Genomic DNA, 21,096 nt, shown 5'->3' with positions numbered 1-21,096 from the left:
TCAGCACCCTGTGCACGCGGTGGCGGGCCGGGTACGGTGAACCACACCAGCCATTGGGCACCGCCAACCGCAGGGGATGCGGACCGGCGCCCGGCCGCCATCACCTACGCGCCAATGGAGGACATCCGTGATTCGCAGCAGCACCGACCGCCCCACCACCCGTACCCGCCGCTCCACCCGGTCGAGGTCCCTCGCCCTCGGCCTCGCCACCCTGCTGGCACTGCCGCTCCTCACGTCGGGACCGGCGCAGGCCAAGGGCAACTTCCCGTCGCCCAACGGCACCACCAGCATCGCGAGCATTCTCACCTACGCGGACACCGTCAAGGAGCTCGAGAAGATCGAGCAGAACTCCCGGTACGGCGTCGACGTCTTCACGCTCGCCGAGGCGGGCACCACGGTGAACACGAGTGAGCAGGGCCGGGACCTCTACGTCGCGACGGTGGGCAACGGGCCGCAGGACGTCTGGGTGCAGGGCCGCATCCACGGCAACGAGCCCTACGGCGCCGAATCCATCCTGAGCCTGCTCAAGGATCTCGGGACCAACGGCTCCCCGGAGTACGACGAGATCCGCGACGCCTTCACCATCCACTTCATCCCCATGTACAACCCGGACGGCAGCGAGCTGAACATCCGCCAGACCGTCCTCTGGGACACCGCGGCGAACGCTCCCCGCACGGACGCGAACGGCCAGAACCTGATCGTGGACCTCAACCGCGACTGGGTGACGGGCAAGTTCCAGGCACGCGAGTCACTCGCCTTCTACGAGTACTGGACCGAGGTGGACCCGGCCTACGGCATCGACATCCACCACCAGGGCCTCAAGCAGCAGTACGGGACGGGCGACGACGTCACGCTCTCCCTCGGGATCTCGCTCGCGCCGGGCGGACCTACGCTGCCCACCCTCCAGGGTGGCGCGTACGACGTCCTCACCCGCCAGATGCACGGCTACGTGTACGAGGAACTGAAAGGCGCCGGCTACATCACCATGGATCGGTACCAGGTGGGCGGCAGCCTCGAGATCGACATCAAGGGCGGCGTCGTCTCCGCGATGATGCTCGGACTGAACCACCAGAACCTCAACCCGGAGGGGCACTCCAACCCGGTGGTGTTCTTCGAGACCTCCGGCAACACGAGTGACGGATCGCTCGGCCAGAAGGCCCGCGGCAAGAGCATCCAGCAGAACATCGTGGCCATGCGCACGCTGCTGAGCGGGCTGGCGAACGGTGAGGTGCAGCAGACCGATCCCACGGTGTGGGAGGAGATCCCGCATGCCCCGGTCACGGGCTACAGCACGGACTACGCGGGCACCCTTCCCGTCACGCCGTAGCACCAGCGCGGCTCACACAGCGAACGACGACGGCGCCCCCGCGGTGAGCGGAGGCGCCGTCGTCGTTCACCCTGGGGCGCACAACGCTCAGCCGACCCGCTGCAGGCGAGCGAGCCCGCGTCCGTGCTGGGTGGCCTGATCCTCGGCACGGAGCTTCAGTTCGTCGGCCAGCTCGGTGAACTGGTCGAGGGCGGGGTTTACGCCGACGAGCGTGAACTCGCGGGTCACCACGTCGAGGTCCAGCTGCCAGACGTCCTCGAGGATGCGCCGCATCCAGGAGGTGGCGTGGTCCCAGCCCTCCTTCGGTGTGCCGGCGGAGTAGTTACCTCCTTGTACCGTCACCAGCACGGCAGGTGTGCCCGCCGTCGCAGGAACTGCGCCCGGGGCCATGCGTGGATCGGTGAGAACCATGTCGACGTAGGACTTGAAGTGCTGGGAGACGCCGAAGTTGTACAGCGGCACGGCGAACAGCATCGCGTCGGCGGCCACGAGCTCGTCGGTCAACTCGCGTGCCAGGGCAACAGCTGCCTTCTGACCGGGTGTCCGGCCGGTGTCGGGCGTCATCGACGCGCCCACGGCCTCCGCCCATGCTGTCGCGGGGACTGGTTCGGTTCCGACATGACGTCGGGTGATCACCGAGTCGGGGTGAGCGGCGCTCCACTCACCCTCGACGATGTCGCCCAGCGCGCGGCTCGTGGAGCCCTCGGTGCGGATACTGGCATCAAGACGGAACAGGGACATGACACTCCTCTAGTGATCGCGGGTCGTCGACCCGCTTATAGTTACGATCGGTAACTCAACCCGGCAGGCCCCCGTTACCGCAAACGACCCCCTGTTACGCAGGAGTAACTCAGAGGAGTGCCGATGACGCAGCAGACGAGTATCAATGCCCTCCAAGCTCGGCTGATCGAGTCCATGCCGACGATGGCCGACCTGTGTACGAGCGACGACCCGGACCTGTTCCGATCACTGCTCTCCCGCATCGGCGACAAGTGGACCCTGCTGGTGATCGGTGTCCTCGGCGAGGAACGGAAGAGGTTCACCGAACTCTCCGAGATCATCCCCGGCATCTCGCGCCGCATGCTCACGGTGACCCTGCGTTCACTCGAACGCGACGGCCTCGTCTCCCGGACGGTCTACCCGGAGGTGCCGCCGCGGGTCGAGTACGAACTCACCGCTCTCGGGCGCTCGCTCCAGAGCGTGGTGCTGACACTCGGGGACTGGGTGAGCGAGCACCAGCACACTGTGAGGAACAACCGACACTCGTTCGACAGCGACAAGCGCGGAGTAGACGGTGCCGGCGATTGAGTGCGGTCGCGGCATCTTTCACCGGCAGCAAAAGGTCAACGCTCGATCTCTTCGTCGCTCGAACCGAGCGCGACCTGCAGCACCGATGCACGTCAGCTCCCGGGCGACCTGACAGCGAGCTACGGACGGACGAAACCGTTTGCTTACACTCATGGCATGAGCAGCGCCGGAGGCATCGAGGGATGCCAGATAATCCTCGTCAATCCTGACGGCGCCGTCCTCCTGCAGCTTCGCGATGACAAGCCCACCATCGCGTTTCCGAACATGTGGGCCATCCCCGGCGGCATGCTCGAACCGGGAGAATCAGCCAGGGCGTGCATCCAACGCGAAGTCCAGGAAGAACTCGGAATCCTGCTGCCGGCGGATTCGATTCACTTCCTCACAAGGACCTGGCGATCGTACGGGGTGGAGAACACCTTCACCGCACCCTTAGGAGTGGACCTGGACGATCTCACGTTGACCGAGGGCCAACGCATCGCCTGGTTCTCCGAGTCGCACGTGGGAGCGATGCATCTTGCCTACGAGGACAACGCAGTACTGGCGGAGTACTTCTCACATCACGCAACCATGGGTCATGCGAACTCCTGAAAACCTCTGCACCCCTAGCTCCAGCGCGCGTCACCGTCGACGTACAGCCAGCGCCCGCCCTCCCGGGTGAACCGGCTGCGCTCCTCCAGCAGCCCCGCCTTCCCACCGCTGCGGAACGACGCCCGGTACTCCACGAACCCTGCATCGTCCGACGGACCGCCGAGGGTCGAGTCGACGATCTGCAGGCGCCGCCACTCCACGTCCCCGTCGAGATCCACGCCGTCCGGTCGGGTCGACGGATGCCAGGAGTCGAGCAGGTACTGCTCGAGCCCGAGGGCGAAGGCGGAGTACCTCGACCGCATGAGGGCGAGCGCCGTCGCCGCGGCGCCACCCCGGTGGAGCGGTGCGCAGCACTCCTCGTACGGCGCGGCGGACCCGCAGGGGCAGGTGTCGGCGGGCATGGGATCAGGCGGTCTCGTCGGCCACGCGGACGAGGACCTTGCCCACGGCCCCGCTCTCCACGGCGTCATGGGCGGCGCCGGTCTCCTCGAGCGGGAACCAGGTGAGGGGAAGCCCGGCATCCTCCCCGACGGCCAGCGCGCCGTCCCGCAGGGCGGCGGTGATGTCCTCCGCCGCCGCGTCGAGCGCCTCCTGCCCCACGGTGTAGAGCAGCAGGCCCTGCCACCGGACGTTCTTCACGAAGCTCGCGATGATCGGAGCGGAGAAGTCGTCCCCGCCGTTGTTCGCGTAGTAGGCGATGCTGCCGTGGTTGGCGATCACCGCCACGTCGAGCGCCGCGTTCTGCGCGGGGGACACCTCGACGACGTGATCCACGCCGTCGGGCGCGGCCTCACCGATGCGATCCGCGAGCGCGTCGTCGGGATAGCGCAGCACGTGGTGTGCCCCCGCAGACCGGGCGAGCTCGGCCTTCGCGTCGCTGCTGACCGTGGCGATGACGGTCGCCCCGGCCCAGACGCCGAGCTGGATCGCCGCATGGCCCACCGCCCCGGCGCCGCCCTGCACGAGCACCACACGCCCCGCGAGGGCACCGGGCGCGAGGCGGGAGGGGCCGTGTTCGTGGACGGTCAGCGCACGGTGCGCCGTCATGGCGGGCACGCCCAGGCTCGCCGCGAGAGCGACGTCGACGCCGTCCGGCAGGCCGACCGCACGCTCGGCGGGCACCACGGCGAACTCCTGAGCCGTTCCGGTGGGTCGACCGTGAGCCGCCAGGTACAGCCAGACGCGGTCACCGATCCGGTGACCCGTGACGCCGTCGCCCACGGCGTCGATGACGCCTGCGCCGTCCTGGTTCGGTACCACCTCGGGGAACGGGACGTCCCCGCCGGCGCGGGCCTTCCAGTCCGTGGGGTTCACCCCGGAGGTGACCACACGCACCCGCACCTCCCCCGGACCCGGTTCCGTCACCTCGCGTTCGACGATGGAGAGGACGGACGAGGGGCCTGTGGAGGAATAGACGATTGACTTCATGGCTGACGGAACCACCGAGGCCGGACCGGCATTCCCGCCGCGCGGGGTCCGGGCGGGTGCCCGCGAGCGGATGACCCGACGGCGGGAGCGACGCCGCTCAGCCCGTGGGGAGGCTCACCCGGAACTCGGTGCGGCCGGGCTCGCTCTCCACGACGACGCCGCCTCCGTTCGCCTCGACGAGCGCCTGCACGATCGCCAGGCCCAGACCGGTGCTGCCGGTACTCGTGGTCCTCGCGGTGTCCCCGCGGCGGAAGCGTGTGAAGACCGCTCCGAGCAGAGCGGGGTCGATCCCCGGGCCGTCATCCACCACCGTGATCCGCACCGAGCCCTCCGTGCGCCGCAGCGTCGTGATGATCGAGGTACCGGGCGGGGTGTCGGTGTGTGGCGATTCTTTCGCCCAGCTGTGCGTACGCTGTGCGGCCCGGCCACCGGGCGCGGGATCCGTCCGGGCACGACGACGGCGCCCCTGCTCGTCCGCGGAGGCGCCGTCGTCGTTCGTGGTTCGGTGGTCGCTGCGTCAGCCGCGCGCGGCGAGGAACGCCTCGAGGGCCGGCAGGTCGTCGGTGTTGATGTGGTCCACACCGGCATCGGCGAGCTCGGTCCAGACCGCCTCGCGGGCGGGGCCCGGGAGGTCCGGCGTCTCCCAGAAGCGGACGCGAGAGCCCTGCTCGTGCGCCGCTGCCACGTAGGCCTCGAGCTTCGCGCGCTCGGCAACGGGCATCTCGCCGATCCCGCGCCACGTGAACAGCTGGGTCCAGTTGTTGCTGATCAGCGGCATGAGCGACGACGGCAGCGCGCCTCCGAGGTCCGTCGCCCGGCCGTCGTAGAAGCTGAGGCGCTGGCGGTCCGCGGCCATGGTCGCGAGCGGGCGGTTCCCGCTGATGACCACGCTCACCGCGCCCTGCTTGACCTTGCCGTTGCTGTAGCGCGTGAGCATGCTGCGGTGCTCCTCAAGTTCGGCCTCAATGGCCGCCCACGTCTGCTCGGCGTCTCCCTTGATGTCCACGAGGAGCTGGAACTCGCCGTTCCAGCCCGGGTACACCCCGCTCGCGCGGCCCTGGACGAGCTCGTCCAGCGGGTCGAGGTACAGGCTCTTCAGGGTCACCCCGGGCGTCACCTCGTCGAGATCGTGCGCCACGAGGAGCTCGCCGTCCACGAGCCAGACGTCCGCCTCCACGCTCGTGAAGCCGCTCGCCAGGGCGTCGTACAGCGGGCGGTCGTGCTCGTAGTCGTTGTGGGCGTGGGCGGCGGCGTGCGGTGTTCCGAGCACGACGTCGTCGCGCGCGGGCGCGGCGGACGCGGGCAGTGCGGCCGTGGTGGCGAGGGTCGCGCCGGCGAGGAGCACGGCGAGCGGGCGGAGCTTCATGGGTGGGGCCTTTCCTTGGGGGACGTCCCGTCCACCGTAGGAAGCCGAGGTGATCAGCAGACTGCCTGCGGGCGACCCACCGGTGAACGGCGCGCCCCGGCCGACTCCGCCTCCGCGCCGCTCCCCCCTCAGCCGAGGGTCTTGAGGTACCTGACCAGCTCCCGCGGCGCCGACACCGGCGCCACTGCCTCGACCGCCGCGTTGTAGTTCGTGTTGGTGTTGACGTCGTACGTGAGGATCCGGCCGTCCGCCGTCTCGATGAACTCGATCCCGCACACCTCGAGGTTGTTCCGACGCGCGAACTCCTCGAAGCGCGCGATCACCGGGTGGTCGAACCCTTCGCGGAGGCTGAAGAGCTGCTGGTCCGGCTCGGGCTCGATCGTCGCCCCGGGCGGCATGATCGGCTTGCCCGTCTCGGGATCGATGGCACACGCGTCCGCGGGGCAGAGCTGGAACCCTCCGCGCGCGGTATCGGCCTTGATGGCGTAGACGAACGTGCCGCCCACGATCTCCGCCCTGGTGATGAACGGCTCGGCCGCCTGGATGTAGTCCTGTACGAGGGTTATGCCGTCCTGCGGCTCCTCGAATTCGTCCGACGCCACGTACGCGGCGAGTTCCTCGTGGGTGTCGAACTTCCGCACGCCGAGGCCCTTGCCGCCCTGGTTGTGCTTCAGGATCAGCGGCAGGTCGAAGCCCTGCGCGGCCTCGAGGATACGATCCCGGCCGATCGCGGCCACGGTGCGCGGGGTGTCGATCCCTGCCGCCCTGAGCGCCGTCAGCTGGTCCACCTTGCTCATCTCGAGCTCGAGGACCCGGCGTCCATCGACCGTCCGCCGCCCGTGCGCCTCGAGCCAGGAGAGCACAGACCGGGCGTAGTCCTTGGACAGGCCGTGGTCGCGGGTGTGCGCCGAGGCACTGATGCGTGACCAGAAGATGCCTTCCGGCGGCACGGCATCGAGGTCCAGCACGCCGTCGGTCAACAACCACTCCACCACCTCGACGCCCTCGGCCTCGAAGGCTTGCGCGAACGGCGGGAACCACTCGGGGTTCTCGTGCAGGGCGTAGACCGTGGTCACGGTGGGGTCCTTCCGATCGGTGGGTGTTTCCCGCATAACCTGCGTGGTCAGGCCCCTATTCCGGCGTCCGGCCGGCGCGGCGCCCGGTGAGCCGTTGCGCGGTGGCGCACAGCCGGGCGCCGCTACCCGGTGAGCCGTTGGGCGGTGGGGCGCACAGCCGGTGGACCGTCCCACTCTGCAGCATCGACGCGTGGGCTGGTGAGCACATGCCCACGGTGGGAGGCGTCACTGTGGGATCGTCCGCACCGCGGGCGCCTCCGCGGATCGCCACCGCGCCCGGACATCCCCGTTCCTCACAGTGCACGGCTCGTTCCTGAGGGATGAACGCGGTATTCCCTACTCAAGCACCCGTGGAGTGGGAGGAAGCGGACCTGGCGAGGTCTTGTCCAGCGGCACGGGGAAGCCTGAGGACCGCGGGCGTCTATCCGCGGCCCGCACTGGTGGCTAGAGTCGCGGTAGCCACCACGGAGCGGCCACGGGCAGGAACGGGGGACGGATGCGCACGAGCCCACAGCGGAGGTGGAGCGGGGGCCTGCTTCTCGCGGGTGTCAGCTGCGCGCTTGTGGGAGTGGCGCTCGTGGTCGCTGCCCTGACCGCTCCGTCGAGGAGCTTCGGCTGGTTCGCCTACGCCCCGCTCTCCGAGACGACCTTCGTGCCCGGTGACGGACGACCGGCCGCCGTCGACCTCTTCGGGTACGGGCTTGCCGTGGTAGGCCTCGTGATCCTCGCCTGGTCGCTCGGCCGCGGACGGCATCCGCGCGGTGCGTTGCTGCCGCACCTCCCCCACCATGTGACGCTCGTGCTCGGCGGGCTCGCCGCGGCGGCGACCCTCGCCGTCCTCGCCGGTGGCGCCACGCTGCTGGCCTCTCCGCCGGGTTTCGACGCCCTTCCCGTGCGACCCGCGCCCGGTCGGGAGCTCAGCGTCGCCTACAGCTCGGACCTCACCATCACCCTCGATGACCCCTACGGACCTACGATGACGCCAGGTCTCCTGCTGCTGGTCGGTGGCCTGTGCCTCTGCGCCGCCGTGACGGGATGGCGGACGGGCCACCCCGGAGCGACCGGGCGCGGCCTTCCCGGGCATGGACGACCCGACGAATTGGGCGGGCCGGGCGGGCCGGGCGGGCCGGGCGGGCTGGGTGCACCGGCGGGTACGGACGCATGACCGTCCACCCGCGGAGCGTGACCCTCGCCGGGCTCACGTGCGTCGTCGTCGGACTGACCGTCGCGCTGCTGGGCGACGACCGGGGCACAGGCGCATCGACGGCAATCGGCTGGTCGCTGCTGATGGCGGGCATCGCCGCGGGCGCATGCGTCATCGGCTTTGCCCTCGGGGCCCGACGCCGGAAGCCGTAGCTCCCGCCGCGCGCGCGGAGTCGCCCTCGAAATAGCCCGTGGAATAGCCCGGGAAGGAGACCGGCAACGAGCTCCCGGCAACGGCCCCGTGCGAACGGCGACGGCCGCCCGAGGGAGCCCGGCGACGGGCACTCGGCGCCCGCCCCCGCGCCACGGCCGCCTACTGCGGGATGAAGATCCCGTTGCCCGGCCCCAGCGGCAGGTCGAGGTAGAAGAACACCGTCAGGATGGCCACCCAGGCGAGCCAGAACGGCACCACGAAGGGCAGCATCCGGGCCATCAGCGTGCCGAGGCCGGCCTCGGGCTCGTACTTCCGCAGCATGGTCAGCAGCACGATCATGTAGGGGTTGAGCGGGGTGATCACCTGCGTGGCGGAGTCGCCCACGCGGAAGGCGCCCTGGATGAAGGCGGGCTCGTACCCCAGCAGCGCGAACAGCGGCACGAACACCGAGGCCATCAGCGTCCACATCGAGGACCCTGAGACGATGAACAGGTTCAGCACGGACGCCAGGAGGATGAACGCGATGATCGCCGGGTACCCGGTCAGTCCGATCGCCTGAAGGCCCGAGGCTCCCGCCACCGCGATCCAGGACCCGATGCCGGACCAGTTGAACAGCGCGATGAACTGGCCGAGGATGAACGCGAGCACCAGGAAGCCCGCCATGTCCTTGATGGCCTCGCCCATGACGCGCGGCACGTCGCGCCCCGTGGTGATGGTCCCGACGATCCGCCCGTAGACCAGCCCGGGGATGGTGAAGAGCAGGAACACGATGAACACGATCGAGCTGAGCAGCGGCGAACGCGGCAGGAAGCCGCCGGTCTCGTTCCGCCACGGCGACTCGGGCACGATGACGGCCACCAGGATCACGAGGGCGACGATCGCACCGACGATCATCGACCACTTCAGGCCCCGGGCTTCGACGGGCTCGAGCTCGGCCGTGAGGATCACGGGCGCGGAGGCTTGCTCACCGTCCTCGACGATCTCGTCCACGGGCACCTTCTGGCGGTCGAGGCGCGGTTCCAGCACCTTGTCGATGATGAAGCCCGCGATGAGGATCAGGACCACCGAGGACGCGATGTTGAAGTAGTAGTTCGAGAGCGGCGTCACGGGCGAGCCGGGGTTGGGCAGGTTCTCGGTGACCGCCGTCGTGATCCCGGCGAACAGGGCGTCGAGGCTCGTGACGAGCAGGTTGGTGGAGTAGCCGGCTCCGGCCGCCGCGAAGCCGCCGAGGAGCCCTGCTACCGGATGGCGTCCGGCCGCCTTGAACACGAGGGCGGCCAGCGGCGGGATGATCACGAACGCGGAGTCCGACATCACGGACCCGACCACGCCCACGAACCCGACGGCGTAGGGCAGCGCCCACCGCGGGGCGGAGCCGAAGACCCGCCGGATCAGCGCGCCGAGCAGGCCGGACTTCTCAGCCACCCCGACCGCCAGGAGGATGGGCAGCACCGTGGCGAGCGGCGGGAAGCCGAGGTAGTTGGCGCCGATGTTCTGCGTCAGCCAGGTCATGCCCTCACCCGTGAACAGGCCCTTGATGACGGTCGCTTCCTCGGCTCCGGGCACCTGCACGGTGACGTTCGCGAGCGCCATGAAGGTGGTGACGACGGCCGTGATCCCGAACAGGATGAGGAAGAGCATGAAGGGATCGGGCAGCTTGTTGCCCACCCGTTCCACGCCGGTGAGGAAGCGGTCCGTCAGGCCGGGGCGGGCTGCTGCGGTGGATGACATGTGTTCTCCTTGGCTGCTGCTGGGCGTCGGGCGGTGCGTCGTGGCGGTGCGTCGTGGCGGTGCGTGGGGAGCGGAACGGTCAGTCGAAGTAGGAGGGCACGTCGATGGCGCCGCCCTGCTCCTCGAACTCGTGCTCGACCGCTGCCCGCAGATCGCCGTCGAACAGGTAGTCGAGGGCGGTGAGCGCGAGCCCGGCGGCGCCGTCGACCGCGCCCTCCAGCGCAGCCGGACCGGCAGCCGCCTCCGCGAACCCGCGCGTGTGCAGCGCGGTGGACGGCTCGGCGATCCGTATGAGCGGGTGGATGCCGGGGATGCGGTAGCTGACGTTCCCGAAGTCGGTGGACGCGGCGAGGGTGTCGGAGACGACGCCGAGCGGCAGCGGCGAGCGCCCGCGCCGCTGTTGCGCCGCGACCCAGCGGCCCGTGAGCGCACCGTTGGTGCGGATGGGGAGCGACGGCGGGTGCTCGTCCCACTGGAGCTCCACGCCCGTACCGGTCATGAGCGCCGCCCCGCGGGCGATGTCCTCGAGGCGCGCGCTCAGGTCCTTCAGCGTGGCCGGCTGCTGCGACCGGGCGTAGAGCTTCATGACGGCGCGGCCGGGGATGATGTTGGGGCTGTCCCCGCCGTGCGTGATGGTAGCGTGCACGCGGTCCGACGGCGGGAGCTGCTGGCGCAGCAGGCCGATGCCCTGATAGGCGAGGCTCGCGGCGTCGAGCGCGTTGCGGCCCATGAAGGGCTGGGCGGAGGCGTGCGCCTCGACGCCCGTGAAGGTGAGGGTCAGCAGGCGCCGGCCGAGCCACACCTGGTCGGCGAGGTCGTACCCGTAGGGGTGCACCATGACGGCGGCGTCGACGTCGTCGAACGCCCCGTTGCGCGCCATGACCTCCTTGCCCGTGTGCCCCTCCTCGGCCGGGGTGCCGAGGAGCAGCACGCGTCCCGGAAGGCGGTCGGCCACGGCGGCGAGCCCCAGGAACGCCCCGAGACCGGCGGCGGCGATCACGTTGTGACCGCAGGCGTGGCCGATGACCGGCAGGGCGTCGTACTCCGCGAGGATCGCGATGGTCGGGCCCTTGGCGGCATCCCCGATCTCGGCGCGCACCGACGTCTCGACGCCGTGCACCCCCAGCCGGGCGTCGATGCCGTGCCGGGTGATCTCCTGGTGCAGGAGCATGGCGCTGTGGTGCTCCTGGAAGGCGGTCTCCGGGTGCGCGTGCAGGTGGCGGACCACGTGCTCCAGCCTCGGGGCGAGGGCGTCCACGGCCTGCTCGACGACGTCGGACAACTCACGCGGTGCGCCGTCGAAGGTCGACGGCGTGGGTACGGCCTCGGCGGCGAGCCTGCGCGTCCGGTCGTCGATGGACTGCAGGTAGGCCTGGTCGGGGCTGGTGGGCTGACTCATTCGAGTAGCTTAGGCAACAGTCAGGTCACTGGGCAGTCCGGCGTGTTAACACCGGGTAACGCCCGGCGGATTGCCCGTTCGGTGTCCAGTCAGGTGTTCCGGTCAGGTGTTCCGGTCAGGTGTTCTCGTCGGGCGGTCCGGTCAGCCGGGCAGGTCCAGGCTGATGATGCGGTCGTCACCCTGCGGCGCCGCAGTGTCGCGGCCGGTGTTGTTCGTGAGGACCAGCAGCCGGCCGTCCGCCGCCTCGAGCACGGCGCGGAGCCGCCCGTACTCGCCCACGAGGTAGTCCGTCCGTGTGGACGGGTCCCCCACCGGAACGGCCCGCAGTGTGGCGCCGCGGAGATTCGCGATGAAGATCGTGTCATCCACCACGGTGATGCCGCTGGGGCTCGCCTCCGCCGGATCCCACTGCTGCACCGGGTCCACGAAGCCGTCCTCCCCGGCGATGCCCTCGACGACCGGCCAGCCGTAGTTCTTCCCGGGCTCGATGATGTTCAGCTCGTCCCAGGTGTTCTGGCCGAACTCGGTGGCGAACATGGTGCCGTCCGCCGCCCACGCGAGGCCCTGCACGTTCCGGTGTCCGTGGCTGAACACGAGCGAGCCGGGGTAGGGGTTGTCCGCGGGGACGTCGCCGTCGGGGGTCATGCGCAGGATCTTCCCGGCGCGGGAGTCGAGGTCCTGCGCACTGTCCGGATCACCGGCGTCGCCTACGCCCGCGTAGAGCATGCCGTCCGGTCCGAAGGCCAGCCGGCCGCCGTTGTGGGTGGTGTTGCGCGGTAGTCCGTCGACGAGCGTCTCGGCATCACCCAGCGAGAGCGAGCCCGGAGCGCCCTCGACCTCGATGCGCTGGATCCGGTTGCCGTCCGCGCCGGTGGAGTAGGCGTACAGGCGGTCCTGGTCGTCGACGGCGAGGCCGAGCAGTCCGCCCTCACCGCCGGGTTCCACGCCCTGCACCACGCCGACCTCGCGCTGCTCCCCGTCCGCGGCGATCTCGACGATCCGCGCGGAGTCTCGCTCGCTCACGAGCAGCGCGTCGCCGAGGTAGGTCAGCGACCACGGCACGTCGAGATCGCTCGCGAGATCCTCGGCGGCGAGGTCCGCGCCGATCGTGACGTCGGCGGAGGCACCGCGGGGCGCCCCGCCGGACGTCGGCGCGCACCCGGTGATGAGCGCGGTGGCGAGGACCAGAGCCGTGAGGCCCAGGAGCGGAGTGCGGTCGATCATGTACGTATCCCTTCCGAGCGCGGGCGGATCCGAAGCAGGGACCGCCGGTCGGCCTCGAGGGTGAACGGACCGACCCTCCTCGTGAACGTCCCGGACCGACGGCGGGTGCCGCGGCCCGGACGGCAGCACGACCCCGCACTCCTAGACTGGTCGCATGACCGCAACCCTCGTGGCGAAGGACCTGTCCGGGGGCCACGCCCACCGCACCCTCTTCTCGAACCTCGACCTCACGGTCGCCCCGGGCGACGTCGTCGGCGTGGTGGGCGCGAACGGCGCCGGCAAGACGACGCTGCTGCGACTCCTCGCCGGTGCCGACACTCCCCTCGCGGGAACGGTGCGCACCACGCCGCCGGACGCCTTCGTGGGCTGGTTGCCCCAGGAGCACGAGCGCCTCGCGGGCGAGACCGTCGCCGCGTACATCGGTCGCCGCACCGGCACGACGGCGGCGACGCTCGCCATGGAGGAGGCCGCGGCGGCGCTCGGCAGCGGCGCGAAGGGCGCGGACGACGCCTACGCCGTCGCGCTCGACCACTGGATGTCCTCCGGCGCCGTGGACCTCGAGGACCGCATGCCCGCCGTGCTCGCCGACGTCGCGGGAGCCATCGATCCGGCCACACCCACCACTGCCCTCTCCGGCGGGCAGCTGGCCCGCGTGGCCCTCGCCACCCTGCTGCTGAGCCGCTTCGACATCGTGCTCCTCGACGAACCCACCAACGATCTCGACCTCGCCGGCCTCGAGCGCCTCGAGGCGTTCATCCAGAACCTCCGCGGCGGTGCGGTGCTCGTGTCCCACGACCGCGAGTTCCTCGCGCGCTGCGTCACCACCGTCGTCGAGCTCGATCTCGCGCAGAACAAGGTGGCCGTGTACGACGGCGGCTACGACGCCTTCCTCGAGGAGCGCGCCGTGGCGCGCCGGCACGCACGCGAGGCGTACGAGGAGTACGCCGACAAGAAGCAGGACCTCGTCTCGCGCGCACGGGTGCAGCGCGAGTGGAGCTCACAGGGCGTCCGCAACGCGATGAAGAAGAGTCCCGACAACGACAAGATCCGCCGACGGGCGAACATCGACTCCGCCGAGAAGCAGGGCCAGAAGGTGCGCCAGATGGAATCGCGGATCGCCCGCATGGAGGAGGTGGAGGAGCCCCGCAAGGAGTGGCAGCTGCAGTTCACCATCGGCGCCGCGCCGCGCTCAAGCTCCGTGGTCGCCACACTCAACGGCGCCACGGTGACGCAGGGCTCCTTCACGCTCGGCCCGGTCTCGCTGCAGGTCAACGCCGGCGAGCGCATCGGCATCACGGGCCCCAACGGCGCGGGCAAGTCCACCCTGCTGCGCCTGCTGCTCGGGCACCAACGCCCGGACGACGGCGGCGCGTCCCTCGGCTCCAGCGTGGCGGTCGGGGAGATCGACCAGGCCCGCGGCCAGCTCGCCGAGACCCTGCCGCTGGGGGACGCGTTCGAGGCCCTCGTCCCGGAGATGACGCAGGGTGAGGTGCGCACACTGCTCGCGAAGTTCGGGCTGAAGGCGGACCAGGCGCGCGCCGTCGTCGGCTCCCTCTCCCCCGGCGAGCGCACGCGCGCGGGCCTGGCACTGCTGCAGGCGCGCGGCGTCAACCTCCTCGTGCTCGACGAGCCCACCAACCACCTGGACCTGCCCGCGATCGAGCAGCTCGAGGACGCCTTGGAGTCCTACACGGGCGCCCTGCTCCTCGTCACGCATGATCGCCGCCTCCTCGAGAACGTGAGGCTGGACAACCGGTGGAAGGTTTCCGGCGGCCAGGTGACCGCTGACGCGTGACACGATGAAGGGGAAGCGCGACGAGCCGCTTCCCGGACGAGGGGTGCCGTACCCGGAATGCGACAAGACGGCCCGCGGAAGGACGTCATGGCGTGGATCGTACTTGTCATCTCGGGAGTGCTGGAGGCCGTCTGGGCCACTGCGCTAGGAAAGTCGGAGGGCTTCACGAAACTGGGGCCCACGGTGGTGTTCGGGCTGGCGATCGTGGCGAGCATGGCGGGTCTCGCCTACGCGATGCGGAGCCTGCCGGTCGGCACGGCCTACGCCGTGTGGGTGGGGATCGGCGCCTCACTGACCGTCGTCTACGCGATGGTCACCGGCACGGAACCGGCGTCGCTCCTGAAGATCGTGTTCCTGCTCATGATCGTGGGCGGCGTGATCGGCCTGAAGCTGGTCCACTGAGCTCCGGGCACTGATCCCCTGATGCCCTGAGCCATGGACCGCGCGTCATCGGACGCCGATCAGCGCCTGCACGGCGGTCGCCAGCTCCTGCAGCGAGAAGGCATCGGCGGGCGTGAAGCCCCGCGAGGTCTCCGAGATGACGCACAGCGACCCCACGCGCCAGCCGCCCGGTCCGCGGACGGGGTAGCCGGCGTAGAACCGGATGTGCGGGGCGCCGGTCACCAGCGGGTTGGCCATCAGCCGCTCGTCCTTCGTCGCGTCCGTGACCACGAACGCGCCGGAGCCGCCCACCGTGTGGTGGCAGAAGGACGTTGCACGCGGGCCGTCGGTGCCGATGGGGCCGGCGACGGACTTGATGATCTGGTGTTCGGCCGTGATGAGCGCCAGGGACGCCGAGCACCCCGGGAAGCGGCGCACCGCCTCCCGGGTCATGGCGTCGAACTCCTCCTCTCCGCCGGGGCGGAGCAATCCGGTGCGTTCCAGGGACGCCAGCCGCAGGGCCTCGGCGCGGACGGGACCGACGAGCGGCGCGATCAGGTCGGCGGGAGTCACGTCCCAGCCGGGGTAGGAGCGGAACATCTCGTCGCCGTCGAGCCACGCCGGTTCGCTGTGCATCGGAGCGCGGAGGCCCCTGTCCGCGCTCTCGTCGAGCAGCACGTTGACCGCGCGTGCAATGAGGTTCCTGTCCTTCCGAGCCGCGGTCAGCAGACCGTTGAGGTACGCATCCACCTGGATGCCGTCCTCCGAGCCGCCGAGCCCGGCGTAGACCACCCAGACGTCGAAGGCGCTCAATCCGCCCTCCACCAGCGCCTGCTGGGCCAGCCACTGCTGTGGATCGCGCCTCATCCGTCCCCCATTGTCATCCCGGCATTCTCGGTCCGTATCCCACGACTGTGACGTACGGCACTACCGCTGAACCTTGTTCGTCACCGGTCGCCCCACGGATGAGTCCGCCTCTCCGTACCCAACCGTGGGAACCGACGGGTCGCTTGCGCCAAAACAGAGGCTGAGGCCCCGGTTCAGTTGAGGCGCGCTCGTCAGAGTGGAGGCAGGCCCGCTGGAGGACCACGACGAGGAGATGGACATGCAGAACGAGGAGACGCGGACGGCGATGAGCTTCGCAGGGCTCACGGCCTACGAGACGTGGATGCACTACTGCAACATGGGCGGCTCCACCGACTACTTCGAGTTCGATGCGTACCTCCACGGCGTCCTCGCGCTCGAGACCGACGACGCCGACCTCGTGGCCCAGGCGGTCAACGAACTGATCGACGACACCTGCCCCGACGTGGCGCCCCACTGCCGCGCACCCTACTCCTGGCGCCCCGCACCCCGCGCCGCCTGCCTCGACATCGACGAGGACGGCGAGGACATCGTGGGCCTGTCCTCGGTGCTCCCCCTCGGCGCCCTCGCCCAGCCCCCCGCTCGGCAGACCTTCGCGTCCCGCCTGCTCACGGGCCTGGACGTGCGCTCACTCGGCCGTCCGGGCATCCCGCTCCCCCCGGGATCGCACGCCGAACTCCTCGGCGACATCCTGGGCAGCGGCATCGACGGCGTGAACGGCGGCCAGGGCGTCCTCGGCCGGATCGTCCCGAGCGACACCCCGTAGCTCCCGGCGGCGCATCTAGCGGCCTGGCTCCCGCTCGAGCGCCTGGTCGTGCTCGGCGTGCGCCTTCCGGATGAGGTCCATGAACTCGGTCTCGTTCCGGATGAGCCGCTTGTACTTCTCCGGCAGCTTCTTGAGGTCCGCCTCCTCGGCGCACAGCTTCGCGTAGATCTTCTCGCGCTCCACGATGTCCGTCTCGTAGGTCAGATCCACGTACTCGGTGGCGTGCCGCTTCGCGCCCGAGATCGCGTTCTTCGCCCGGCCCTTGGGGCTGAGGACGGACGCCAGGACCGTGACCACCAGCACCCCGAGGATCACGCTCAGCGAGAGCCCCGTGCTGATCTCCACCACGTCCACATGCTCACCGTTGTTGATGAACGGCAGGTTGTTCTCGTGCAGTGCGTGGAGGATCAGCTTCACACCGATGAACCCGAGGATCACGGCGAGCCCGTAGGAGAGGTAGATGAGGCGGTCCAGCAGGCCGTCGATGAGGAAGAACAGCTGGCGCAGGCCCATGAGCGAGAACGCCGTGGCCGTGAACACGATGAACGTGTTCTGCGTCAGGCCGAAGATCGCGGGAATCGAGTCCAGGGCGAAGAGGATGTCCGTGGCGCCGATGGCCACCATGACGAGCAGCATCGGCGTGAGCACCCGCTTGCCGTTCTCCACGGTGAACAGCTTGTCGCCGTCGTAGTGCTCCGACGCCGGGAGGAAGCGCTTGGCGAGGCGGATGATCGTGCTGTCCCCGCCGTCGTCGTGCCCGCCGGGCTTCAGCAGGTTGCCCGCCGTGATCAGCAGGATCAGGCCGAAGATGTAGAACACCCAGGCGAAGCTGTTGATCAGCGCGGCGCCGAGGAAGATGAAGCCCGTGCGCGCGATCAGCGAGAACACGATGCCGAAGAGCAGCACCTTCTGCTGATCCGCACGGGGCACCTTGAAACTCGCCATGATGATGAGGAACACGAACAGGTTGTCCACCGAGAGAGCCTTCTCGGTGACGTAGCCCGCGAAGTACTCGGTGCCCATGGTGGAGCCGCCGAACACCAGGACACCCACGCCGAAGACGAGCGCGATCCCCACGTAGATCGAGGACCACACCGCCGACTCCTTGAGGCTCGGCGTGTGTGCCTTCCGGACGTGGAAGAAGAAGTCGAACACCAGCAGGCCCACGATGAAGACCACCGTTGCCGTCCAGACGTGCAGGGGTACTTCCATGCGGCGGCTCTCCTCGAAGGTGATGCGCGTGTCGGGGTGACCCTCGTAACGCTACTGGCCCCCCTCTAGACTGACGCAGTCCGCACCTATATGACGAGGGAACCCGACGATGAGCCCCACGAGCCCGATGATGCGCGCCGCGGTGCTCCGGACCGCCGATCTCCCCCGCCCCTACAAGGGGAGCACCCCGCTGACGCTCGAGTCGGTGCCCGTGCCCGAACCCCGTGCCGGTGAGGTACGGGTGCGGATCACCCGGGCGAGTCTCTGCCACTCCGACCTCTCGGTGATCGACGGATCACGGGTGCGCCCGCTGCCCATGGCGCTGGGCCACGAGGCCACGGGCGTCGTCGACCGCGTGGGTGCCGGCGTGGACGACGTCCGCAAGGGTGATCACGTGGTGCTCGTGTTCGTCCCGGCGTGCGGCTCCTGCCGCGCCTGCTCCGCCGGGCGCCCGGCCCTCTGCTACCGCGGCGCCGAGGCCAACGGCAGCGGTGACCTCCTCCACGGGCCCGCCTTGCTCACGGGGCAGGACGGCGGGCGCATCAACCACCACCTCGGCGTCTCCGCCTTCGCCGAGTACGCGGTGGTGGCCCGCGAATCGGTCGTAGTGATCGACGACGACGTCCCCTTCGACGTCGCCGCCATGTTCGGCTGCGCGGCGCTCACCGGGATCGGAGCCGTCCTCAACACCGCGGCGGTCCGGCCGGGGCAGTCCGTCGTCGTGTTCGGACTCGGCGCCGTGGGGCTCATGGCCGTCATGGCCGCCGCGAAGGTGGCCCGGGCGCAGGTCATCGCCATCGACCCGCTGCCCGCCAAGCAGGAGCTCGGCCTGCGCTGCGGTGCGGAGCTTGCGGGAGCGCCCGACGACGCCGCCGAGCTCGTGGGACGCCTCACCGACGGCGGTGCGGACGTGGTCATCGAGGCCGTGGGCAGTGCGCGCGTCATCGAGTCCGGCCTCGAGCTGCTCGCCCGCGGAGGCGCGGTGGTGTCCGTGGGCCTCCCCCGCCCCGACCAGCGCATGGACCTGCAGGCCCTGCAGTTCGCCGGGACGGGCCGGCGCCTGCTCGGCTCCTACATGGGCGACGCCGTGCCCGAGCGTGACCTCCCCGCGTACCTCGACCTGTGGCGCCGGGGCATCCTGCCGGTGGAACTCCTCCACACGGACACACGCCCGCTCGAGGACCTCAACGAGAGCCTCGACGCCCTGGCCGAGGGCCGTGTGGTGCGCCGCATCTTCACCCTCGACTGACGTCCCCGGGTGACCGGCGCGGGTCGCGGGCTGGTCCGAAGCGTGCTTACCATGAGGAAGCACGCCTACCCGAAGGAGAACGACCATGCAGCAACGCACACTCGGATCTGTCCAGGTCAGCTCGATCGGCCTCGGGGGAATGCCCATGTCCATCGAGGGTCGCCCCGACGAGGACCGCTCCATCCGCACCATCCACGCCGCGCTCGACGCCGGCGTCACCCTGATCGACACCGCCGACGCCTACCACCGCGACGCCAACGAGGTGGGCCACAACGAGACGCTCATCGGCCGCGCGGTCAGCAGCTACGGCTCCGACACCTCGCACGTCGTCATCGCCACGAAGGGCGGCCACCTCCGCCCCGGTGACGGCTCCTGGACCCAGAACGGGCACCCGGACTACCTCAAGGAAGCCGCGAAGGCCTCGCTCCAGCGCCTCGGCGGCGACGCGATCGACCTGTACCAGTTCCACCGCCCGGACACCGAGGTGCCCTACGAGGACTCCATCGGTGCCCTCAAGGACCTGCTGGACGACGGCGTGATCCGCATGGCGGGGATCTCGAACGCCACGGTGGACCAGATCCGGAAGGCGAACCAGATCCTCGACGGCAGGCTCGTCTCTGTGCAGAACCAATTCTCCCCCGCCTTCCGCTCCAGCGAGGACGAGCTGCGCTACTGCGGCGAGAACGGCATCGCCTTCCTCCCGTGGAGCCCGCTCGGGGGCATCCAGAAGGCCAGCGGACTCGGTGAGAGCTTCGCGCCCTTCCAGGAGGCCGCGGACAAGCACGGGGTGAGCCCCCAGCAGGTCTGCCTCGCCTGGGAACTGGCCCTCGCGCCGACCGTCATCCCCATTCCGGGCGCCTCGCGGCCCGAGAGCATCACGGACTCCGCGAAGGCCGCCGAGCTGCAGCTCTCCGACGAGGAGATCGCCGCACTCTCGCAGACCGCCTGAGCCCCGGCCTTCTCAGGACGGACCCGCCTCGACGCCCGCACGTCCTCCGGGAGGTGCGGGCGTCGTCGTGCTCGCACCTCCGTCGGGGTTCGCCGCGGCGGGTGCTCACACCCGGGGGTACTTCACCCCTGCAAGGAAGCAGATGCCCCGGGTTTGGAGCGAGGCGGTCATCGCATCCTCTGGAGCGGATTCTGAACGGCCGGTTGATGCGACTCAGGAGCGGCCGGCCGAACGCCGTAAAGGTCCCCGTTGCTAGGCTGAGGTGATGTCCTCGAACCCCGTAGCCCTCATTACCGGCGCCTCCCGGGGCATCGGCCGCGCCATCGCCGAGGAGCTCGGCTCCACCCACCACCTGCTGCTCGGCGGGCGTGACCTCGGCGCGCTCGCCGACCTGTCGTCGTCGTTCCCGTCGGCGGAGCCGTTCGCCGCGGAACTGCGCGACGCCGGCCAGGTGGCCGCCGCCGTCGCCGGTATCCCCCGGCTCGACGTGCTCGTGCACTCCGCGGGCGTGCTGCGCATGGGCGCGGTGGCGGACGTCGCGGACGACGCCTGGCGGGAGAGCTTCGAGGTCAACGTGTTCGCGGTCGCTTCGCTCACCCGGGCACTGCTGCCCGCACTGCGCTCCGCCGGGGGGCAGATCATCGCGATCAACAGCGGCTCGGGGTACGCCTCCGGTGCGGGCTCGGCCGTCTACAGCGGCACCAAGTTCGCCCTGCGCGCGCTCACCGACGCCCTTCGCGAGGAGGAGCGTCCGCACGGCGTGCGCGTCAGCTCCATCCACCCCGGCCGCGTCGCCACCGACATGCAGGAACAGCTCCAGGCATGGGAGGGCAAGGAATACACCCCCGAGGCGTGGATCCAGCCGGACCAGGTGGCGAAGGCCGTGCGCCTCGCCGTCGATGCCACCCGGGAGTCGACCATCGAGTCGCTGAGCATCCGGCCGTCGGGCATCAGCCTGGGCTGACGGCTGACGGCTGACGGACGACGGACCTGCCGTGCGTGCATCCACCCGTGGTGCGCATTCCCGGGGTATCTGCTCCCCTGCGGGGGTGAAGTACCCCCGGGTCTGGACACCC

21 protein-coding genes, 1 pseudogene and 1 riboswitch are annotated in these 21,096 nt (G+C 70.1%); of the genes and pseudogenes, 11 read left to right on the top strand and 11 right to left on the bottom strand.

Annotation, left to right across the window (positions count from 1 at the left end; translation table 11 throughout):
- The first annotated feature begins 127 nt into the window (after positions 1-127).
- Positions 128-1,327 (top strand): M14 family zinc carboxypeptidase, encoded by a 1,200-nt coding sequence (locus tag AC4D12_RS00990; protein WP_490947921.1) that lies wholly within the window; start codon positions 128-130, stop codon positions 1,325-1,327.
- 87 nt (positions 1,328-1,414) lie between these two features.
- Here AC4D12_RS00990 and AC4D12_RS00985 read toward each other — a convergent pair whose 3' ends face one another.
- Complete coding sequence (locus AC4D12_RS00985) at positions 1,415-2,068, bottom strand: FMN-dependent NADH-azoreductase (RefSeq protein WP_490947920.1); 654 nt, start codon at positions 2,066-2,068, stop codon at positions 1,415-1,417.
- Positions 2,069-2,191: 123 nt separating this feature from the next.
- On the opposite strand from AC4D12_RS00985, the gene AC4D12_RS00980 reads away from it, so the two are divergent.
- Complete coding sequence (locus AC4D12_RS00980; protein WP_490947919.1) at positions 2,192-2,635, top strand: winged helix-turn-helix transcriptional regulator; 444 nt, start codon at positions 2,192-2,194, stop codon at positions 2,633-2,635.
- 156 nt (positions 2,636-2,791) lie between these two features.
- On the top strand, positions 2,792-3,223 hold the full coding sequence (locus tag AC4D12_RS00975; RefSeq protein WP_490947918.1) for an NUDIX hydrolase: 432 nt from the start codon (positions 2,792-2,794) through the stop codon (positions 3,221-3,223).
- A 14-nt stretch (positions 3,224-3,237) separates the two neighbouring features.
- Here AC4D12_RS00975 and AC4D12_RS00970 read toward each other — a convergent pair whose 3' ends face one another.
- The 5 genes and pseudogenes from AC4D12_RS00970 to AC4D12_RS00950 all read right to left on the bottom strand — a co-directional run bounded on the left by AC4D12_RS00970 (position 3,238) and on the right by AC4D12_RS00950 (position 7,129).
- Entirely contained in the window at positions 3,238-3,624 is a 387-nt protein-coding gene (locus AC4D12_RS00970) for a YchJ family protein (RefSeq protein ID WP_490947917.1), read from the bottom strand.
- Between the two features lie 4 nt (positions 3,625-3,628).
- Positions 3,629-4,651: an NADPH:quinone reductase gene (locus AC4D12_RS00965; protein ID WP_490947916.1), complete on the bottom strand. Its 1,023-nt coding sequence runs from the start codon at positions 4,649-4,651 to the stop codon at positions 3,629-3,631.
- A 97-nt stretch (positions 4,652-4,748) separates the two neighbouring features.
- Positions 4,749-5,012 (bottom strand): annotated as a pseudogene (locus AC4D12_RS00960) (ATP-binding protein); the annotation flags it as partial.
- A gap of 156 nt (positions 5,013-5,168) precedes the next feature.
- Positions 5,169-6,017, bottom strand: coding sequence for a phosphatidylinositol-specific phospholipase C/glycerophosphodiester phosphodiesterase family protein (locus AC4D12_RS00955; RefSeq protein WP_490947915.1), 849 nt, complete (start codon positions 6,015-6,017; stop codon positions 5,169-5,171).
- A gap of 128 nt (positions 6,018-6,145) precedes the next feature.
- Positions 6,146-7,129 (bottom strand): ATP-grasp domain-containing protein, encoded by a 984-nt coding sequence (locus AC4D12_RS00950; RefSeq protein WP_490947914.1) that lies wholly within the window; start codon positions 7,127-7,129, stop codon positions 6,146-6,148.
- A gap of 460 nt (positions 7,130-7,589) precedes the next feature.
- Here AC4D12_RS00950 and AC4D12_RS00945 point away from each other — a divergent pair, with 460 nt between their 5' ends.
- Together AC4D12_RS00945 and AC4D12_RS00940 are read left to right on the top strand one after the other, a co-directional pair.
- Complete coding sequence (locus AC4D12_RS00945) at positions 7,590-8,258, top strand: hypothetical protein (RefSeq protein WP_490947913.1); 669 nt, start codon at positions 7,590-7,592, stop codon at positions 8,256-8,258.
- Complete coding sequence (locus AC4D12_RS00940; RefSeq protein WP_490947912.1) at positions 8,255-8,449, top strand: hypothetical protein; 195 nt, start codon at positions 8,255-8,257, stop codon at positions 8,447-8,449. Before AC4D12_RS00945 ends, AC4D12_RS00940 begins: the two co-directional genes overlap by 4 nt.
- Positions 8,450-8,609: 160 nt before the next feature.
- Here AC4D12_RS00940 and AC4D12_RS00935 read toward each other — a convergent pair whose 3' ends face one another.
- The 3 genes from AC4D12_RS00935 to AC4D12_RS00925 all read right to left on the bottom strand — a co-directional run bounded on the left by AC4D12_RS00935 (position 8,610) and on the right by AC4D12_RS00925 (position 12,804).
- The gene (locus AC4D12_RS00935) at positions 8,610-10,181 is read right to left on the bottom strand and encodes an AbgT family transporter (protein ID WP_490947911.1); all 1,572 of its coding nucleotides are present in this window, start codon (positions 10,179-10,181) and stop codon (positions 8,610-8,612) included.
- A gap of 79 nt (positions 10,182-10,260) precedes the next feature.
- Positions 10,261-11,580 carry a M20 family metallopeptidase gene (locus AC4D12_RS00930; protein WP_490947910.1) on the bottom strand — a complete coding sequence of 440 codons (1,320 nt, stop codon included), beginning with the start codon at positions 11,578-11,580 and terminating at the stop codon, positions 10,261-10,263.
- Between the two features lie 141 nt (positions 11,581-11,721).
- A complete protein-coding gene (locus AC4D12_RS00925) occupies positions 11,722-12,804 on the bottom strand; it encodes a PQQ-dependent sugar dehydrogenase (protein WP_490947909.1) in 1,083 nt (360 codons plus the stop codon).
- Positions 12,805-12,958: 154 nt separating this feature from the next.
- Here AC4D12_RS00925 and AC4D12_RS00920 point away from each other — a divergent pair, with 154 nt between their 5' ends.
- Together AC4D12_RS00920 and AC4D12_RS00915 are read left to right on the top strand one after the other, a co-directional pair.
- Positions 12,959-14,599, top strand: a complete 1,641-nt coding sequence (locus AC4D12_RS00920) for an ABC-F family ATP-binding cassette domain-containing protein (RefSeq protein ID WP_490947908.1) — start codon at positions 12,959-12,961, stop codon at positions 14,597-14,599.
- A 9-nt stretch (positions 14,600-14,608) separates the two neighbouring features.
- A riboswitch (guanidine-III (ykkC-III) riboswitch) is annotated at positions 14,609-14,676 on the top strand.
- Between the two features lie 10 nt (positions 14,677-14,686).
- Entirely contained in the window at positions 14,687-15,001 is a 315-nt protein-coding gene (locus AC4D12_RS00915) for a DMT family transporter (RefSeq protein ID WP_490947907.1), read from the top strand.
- 45 nt (positions 15,002-15,046) lie between these two features.
- On the opposite strand, the gene AC4D12_RS00910 is transcribed toward AC4D12_RS00915, so the two are convergent.
- Positions 15,047-15,847, bottom strand: a complete 801-nt coding sequence (locus tag AC4D12_RS00910; protein WP_490947906.1) for a GAF domain-containing protein — start codon at positions 15,845-15,847, stop codon at positions 15,047-15,049.
- A gap of 238 nt (positions 15,848-16,085) precedes the next feature.
- Here AC4D12_RS00910 and AC4D12_RS00905 point away from each other — a divergent pair, with 238 nt between their 5' ends.
- The gene (locus AC4D12_RS00905) at positions 16,086-16,610 is read left to right on the top strand and encodes a hypothetical protein (protein WP_490947905.1); all 525 of its coding nucleotides are present in this window, start codon (positions 16,086-16,088) and stop codon (positions 16,608-16,610) included.
- Positions 16,611-16,625: 15 nt separating this feature from the next.
- Here AC4D12_RS00905 and AC4D12_RS00900 read toward each other — a convergent pair whose 3' ends face one another.
- Positions 16,626-17,822 (bottom strand): TerC family protein, encoded by a 1,197-nt coding sequence (locus AC4D12_RS00900; protein WP_490947904.1) that lies wholly within the window; start codon positions 17,820-17,822, stop codon positions 16,626-16,628.
- Positions 17,823-17,952: 130 nt separating this feature from the next.
- On the opposite strand from AC4D12_RS00900, the gene AC4D12_RS00895 reads away from it, so the two are divergent.
- From AC4D12_RS00895 to AC4D12_RS00885, 3 genes are all read left to right on the top strand, one after another.
- A complete protein-coding gene (locus AC4D12_RS00895) occupies positions 17,953-19,071 on the top strand; it encodes an alcohol dehydrogenase catalytic domain-containing protein (RefSeq protein WP_490948754.1) in 1,119 nt (372 codons plus the stop codon).
- 85 nt (positions 19,072-19,156) lie between these two features.
- On the top strand, positions 19,157-20,020 hold the full coding sequence (locus AC4D12_RS00890; protein WP_490947903.1) for an aldo/keto reductase: 864 nt from the start codon (positions 19,157-19,159) through the stop codon (positions 20,018-20,020).
- Between the two features lie 265 nt (positions 20,021-20,285).
- Positions 20,286-20,984 carry an SDR family oxidoreductase gene (locus AC4D12_RS00885; protein ID WP_490947902.1) on the top strand — a complete coding sequence of 233 codons (699 nt, stop codon included), beginning with the start codon at positions 20,286-20,288 and terminating at the stop codon, positions 20,982-20,984.
- Positions 20,985-21,096: the final 112 nt, after the last annotated feature.

It is taken from the genome of Arthrobacter sp. TJ-266 (genome assembly GCF_058269115.1).
Note: the sequence above shows the minus strand (reverse complement) of the source record. Positions and strands in the feature narration are given on the sequence as shown.

What these genes read in the sequence shown, in the direction of transcription:
- AC4D12_RS00985 (WP_490947920.1), bottom strand. Translation starts at nt 2,068, where the DNA reads ATGTCCCTGTTCCGTCTTGATGCCAGTATCCGCACCGAGGGCTCCACG.
- AC4D12_RS00980 (WP_490947919.1), top strand. Translation starts at nt 2,192, where the DNA reads ATGACGCAGCAGACGAGTATCAATGCCCTCCAAGCTCGGCTGATCGAG.
- AC4D12_RS00975 (WP_490947918.1), top strand. Translation starts at nt 2,792, where the DNA reads ATGAGCAGCGCCGGAGGCATCGAGGGATGCCAGATAATCCTCGTCAAT.
- AC4D12_RS00970 (WP_490947917.1), bottom strand. Translation starts at nt 3,624, where the DNA reads ATGCCCGCCGACACCTGCCCCTGCGGGTCCGCCGCGCCGTACGAGGAG.
- AC4D12_RS00965 (WP_490947916.1), bottom strand. Translation starts at nt 4,651, where the DNA reads ATGAAGTCAATCGTCTATTCCTCCACAGGCCCCTCGTCCGTCCTCTCC.
- AC4D12_RS00955 (WP_490947915.1), bottom strand. Translation starts at nt 6,017, where the DNA reads ATGAAGCTCCGCCCGCTCGCCGTGCTCCTCGCCGGCGCGACCCTCGCC.
- AC4D12_RS00950 (WP_490947914.1), bottom strand. Translation starts at nt 7,129, where the DNA reads ATGCGGGAAACACCCACCGATCGGAAGGACCCCACCGTGACCACGGTC.
- AC4D12_RS00945 (WP_490947913.1), top strand. Translation starts at nt 7,590, where the DNA reads ATGCGCACGAGCCCACAGCGGAGGTGGAGCGGGGGCCTGCTTCTCGCG.
- AC4D12_RS00940 (WP_490947912.1), top strand. Translation starts at nt 8,255, where the DNA reads ATGACCGTCCACCCGCGGAGCGTGACCCTCGCCGGGCTCACGTGCGTC.
- AC4D12_RS00935 (WP_490947911.1), bottom strand. Translation starts at nt 10,181, where the DNA reads ATGTCATCCACCGCAGCAGCCCGCCCCGGCCTGACGGACCGCTTCCTC.
- AC4D12_RS00930 (WP_490947910.1), bottom strand. Translation starts at nt 11,580, where the DNA reads ATGAGTCAGCCCACCAGCCCCGACCAGGCCTACCTGCAGTCCATCGAC.
- AC4D12_RS00925 (WP_490947909.1), bottom strand. Translation starts at nt 12,804, where the DNA reads ATGATCGACCGCACTCCGCTCCTGGGCCTCACGGCTCTGGTCCTCGCC.
- AC4D12_RS00920 (WP_490947908.1), top strand. Translation starts at nt 12,959, where the DNA reads ATGACCGCAACCCTCGTGGCGAAGGACCTGTCCGGGGGCCACGCCCAC.
- AC4D12_RS00915 (WP_490947907.1), top strand. Translation starts at nt 14,687, where the DNA reads ATGGCGTGGATCGTACTTGTCATCTCGGGAGTGCTGGAGGCCGTCTGG.
- AC4D12_RS00910 (WP_490947906.1), bottom strand. Translation starts at nt 15,847, where the DNA reads ATGAGGCGCGATCCACAGCAGTGGCTGGCCCAGCAGGCGCTGGTGGAG.
- AC4D12_RS00905 (WP_490947905.1), top strand. Translation starts at nt 16,086, where the DNA reads ATGCAGAACGAGGAGACGCGGACGGCGATGAGCTTCGCAGGGCTCACG.
- AC4D12_RS00900 (WP_490947904.1), bottom strand. Translation starts at nt 17,822, where the DNA reads ATGGAAGTACCCCTGCACGTCTGGACGGCAACGGTGGTCTTCATCGTG.
- AC4D12_RS00895 (WP_490948754.1), top strand. Translation starts at nt 17,953, where the DNA reads ATGCGCGCCGCGGTGCTCCGGACCGCCGATCTCCCCCGCCCCTACAAG.
- AC4D12_RS00890 (WP_490947903.1), top strand. Translation starts at nt 19,157, where the DNA reads ATGCAGCAACGCACACTCGGATCTGTCCAGGTCAGCTCGATCGGCCTC.
- AC4D12_RS00885 (WP_490947902.1), top strand. Translation starts at nt 20,286, where the DNA reads ATGTCCTCGAACCCCGTAGCCCTCATTACCGGCGCCTCCCGGGGCATC.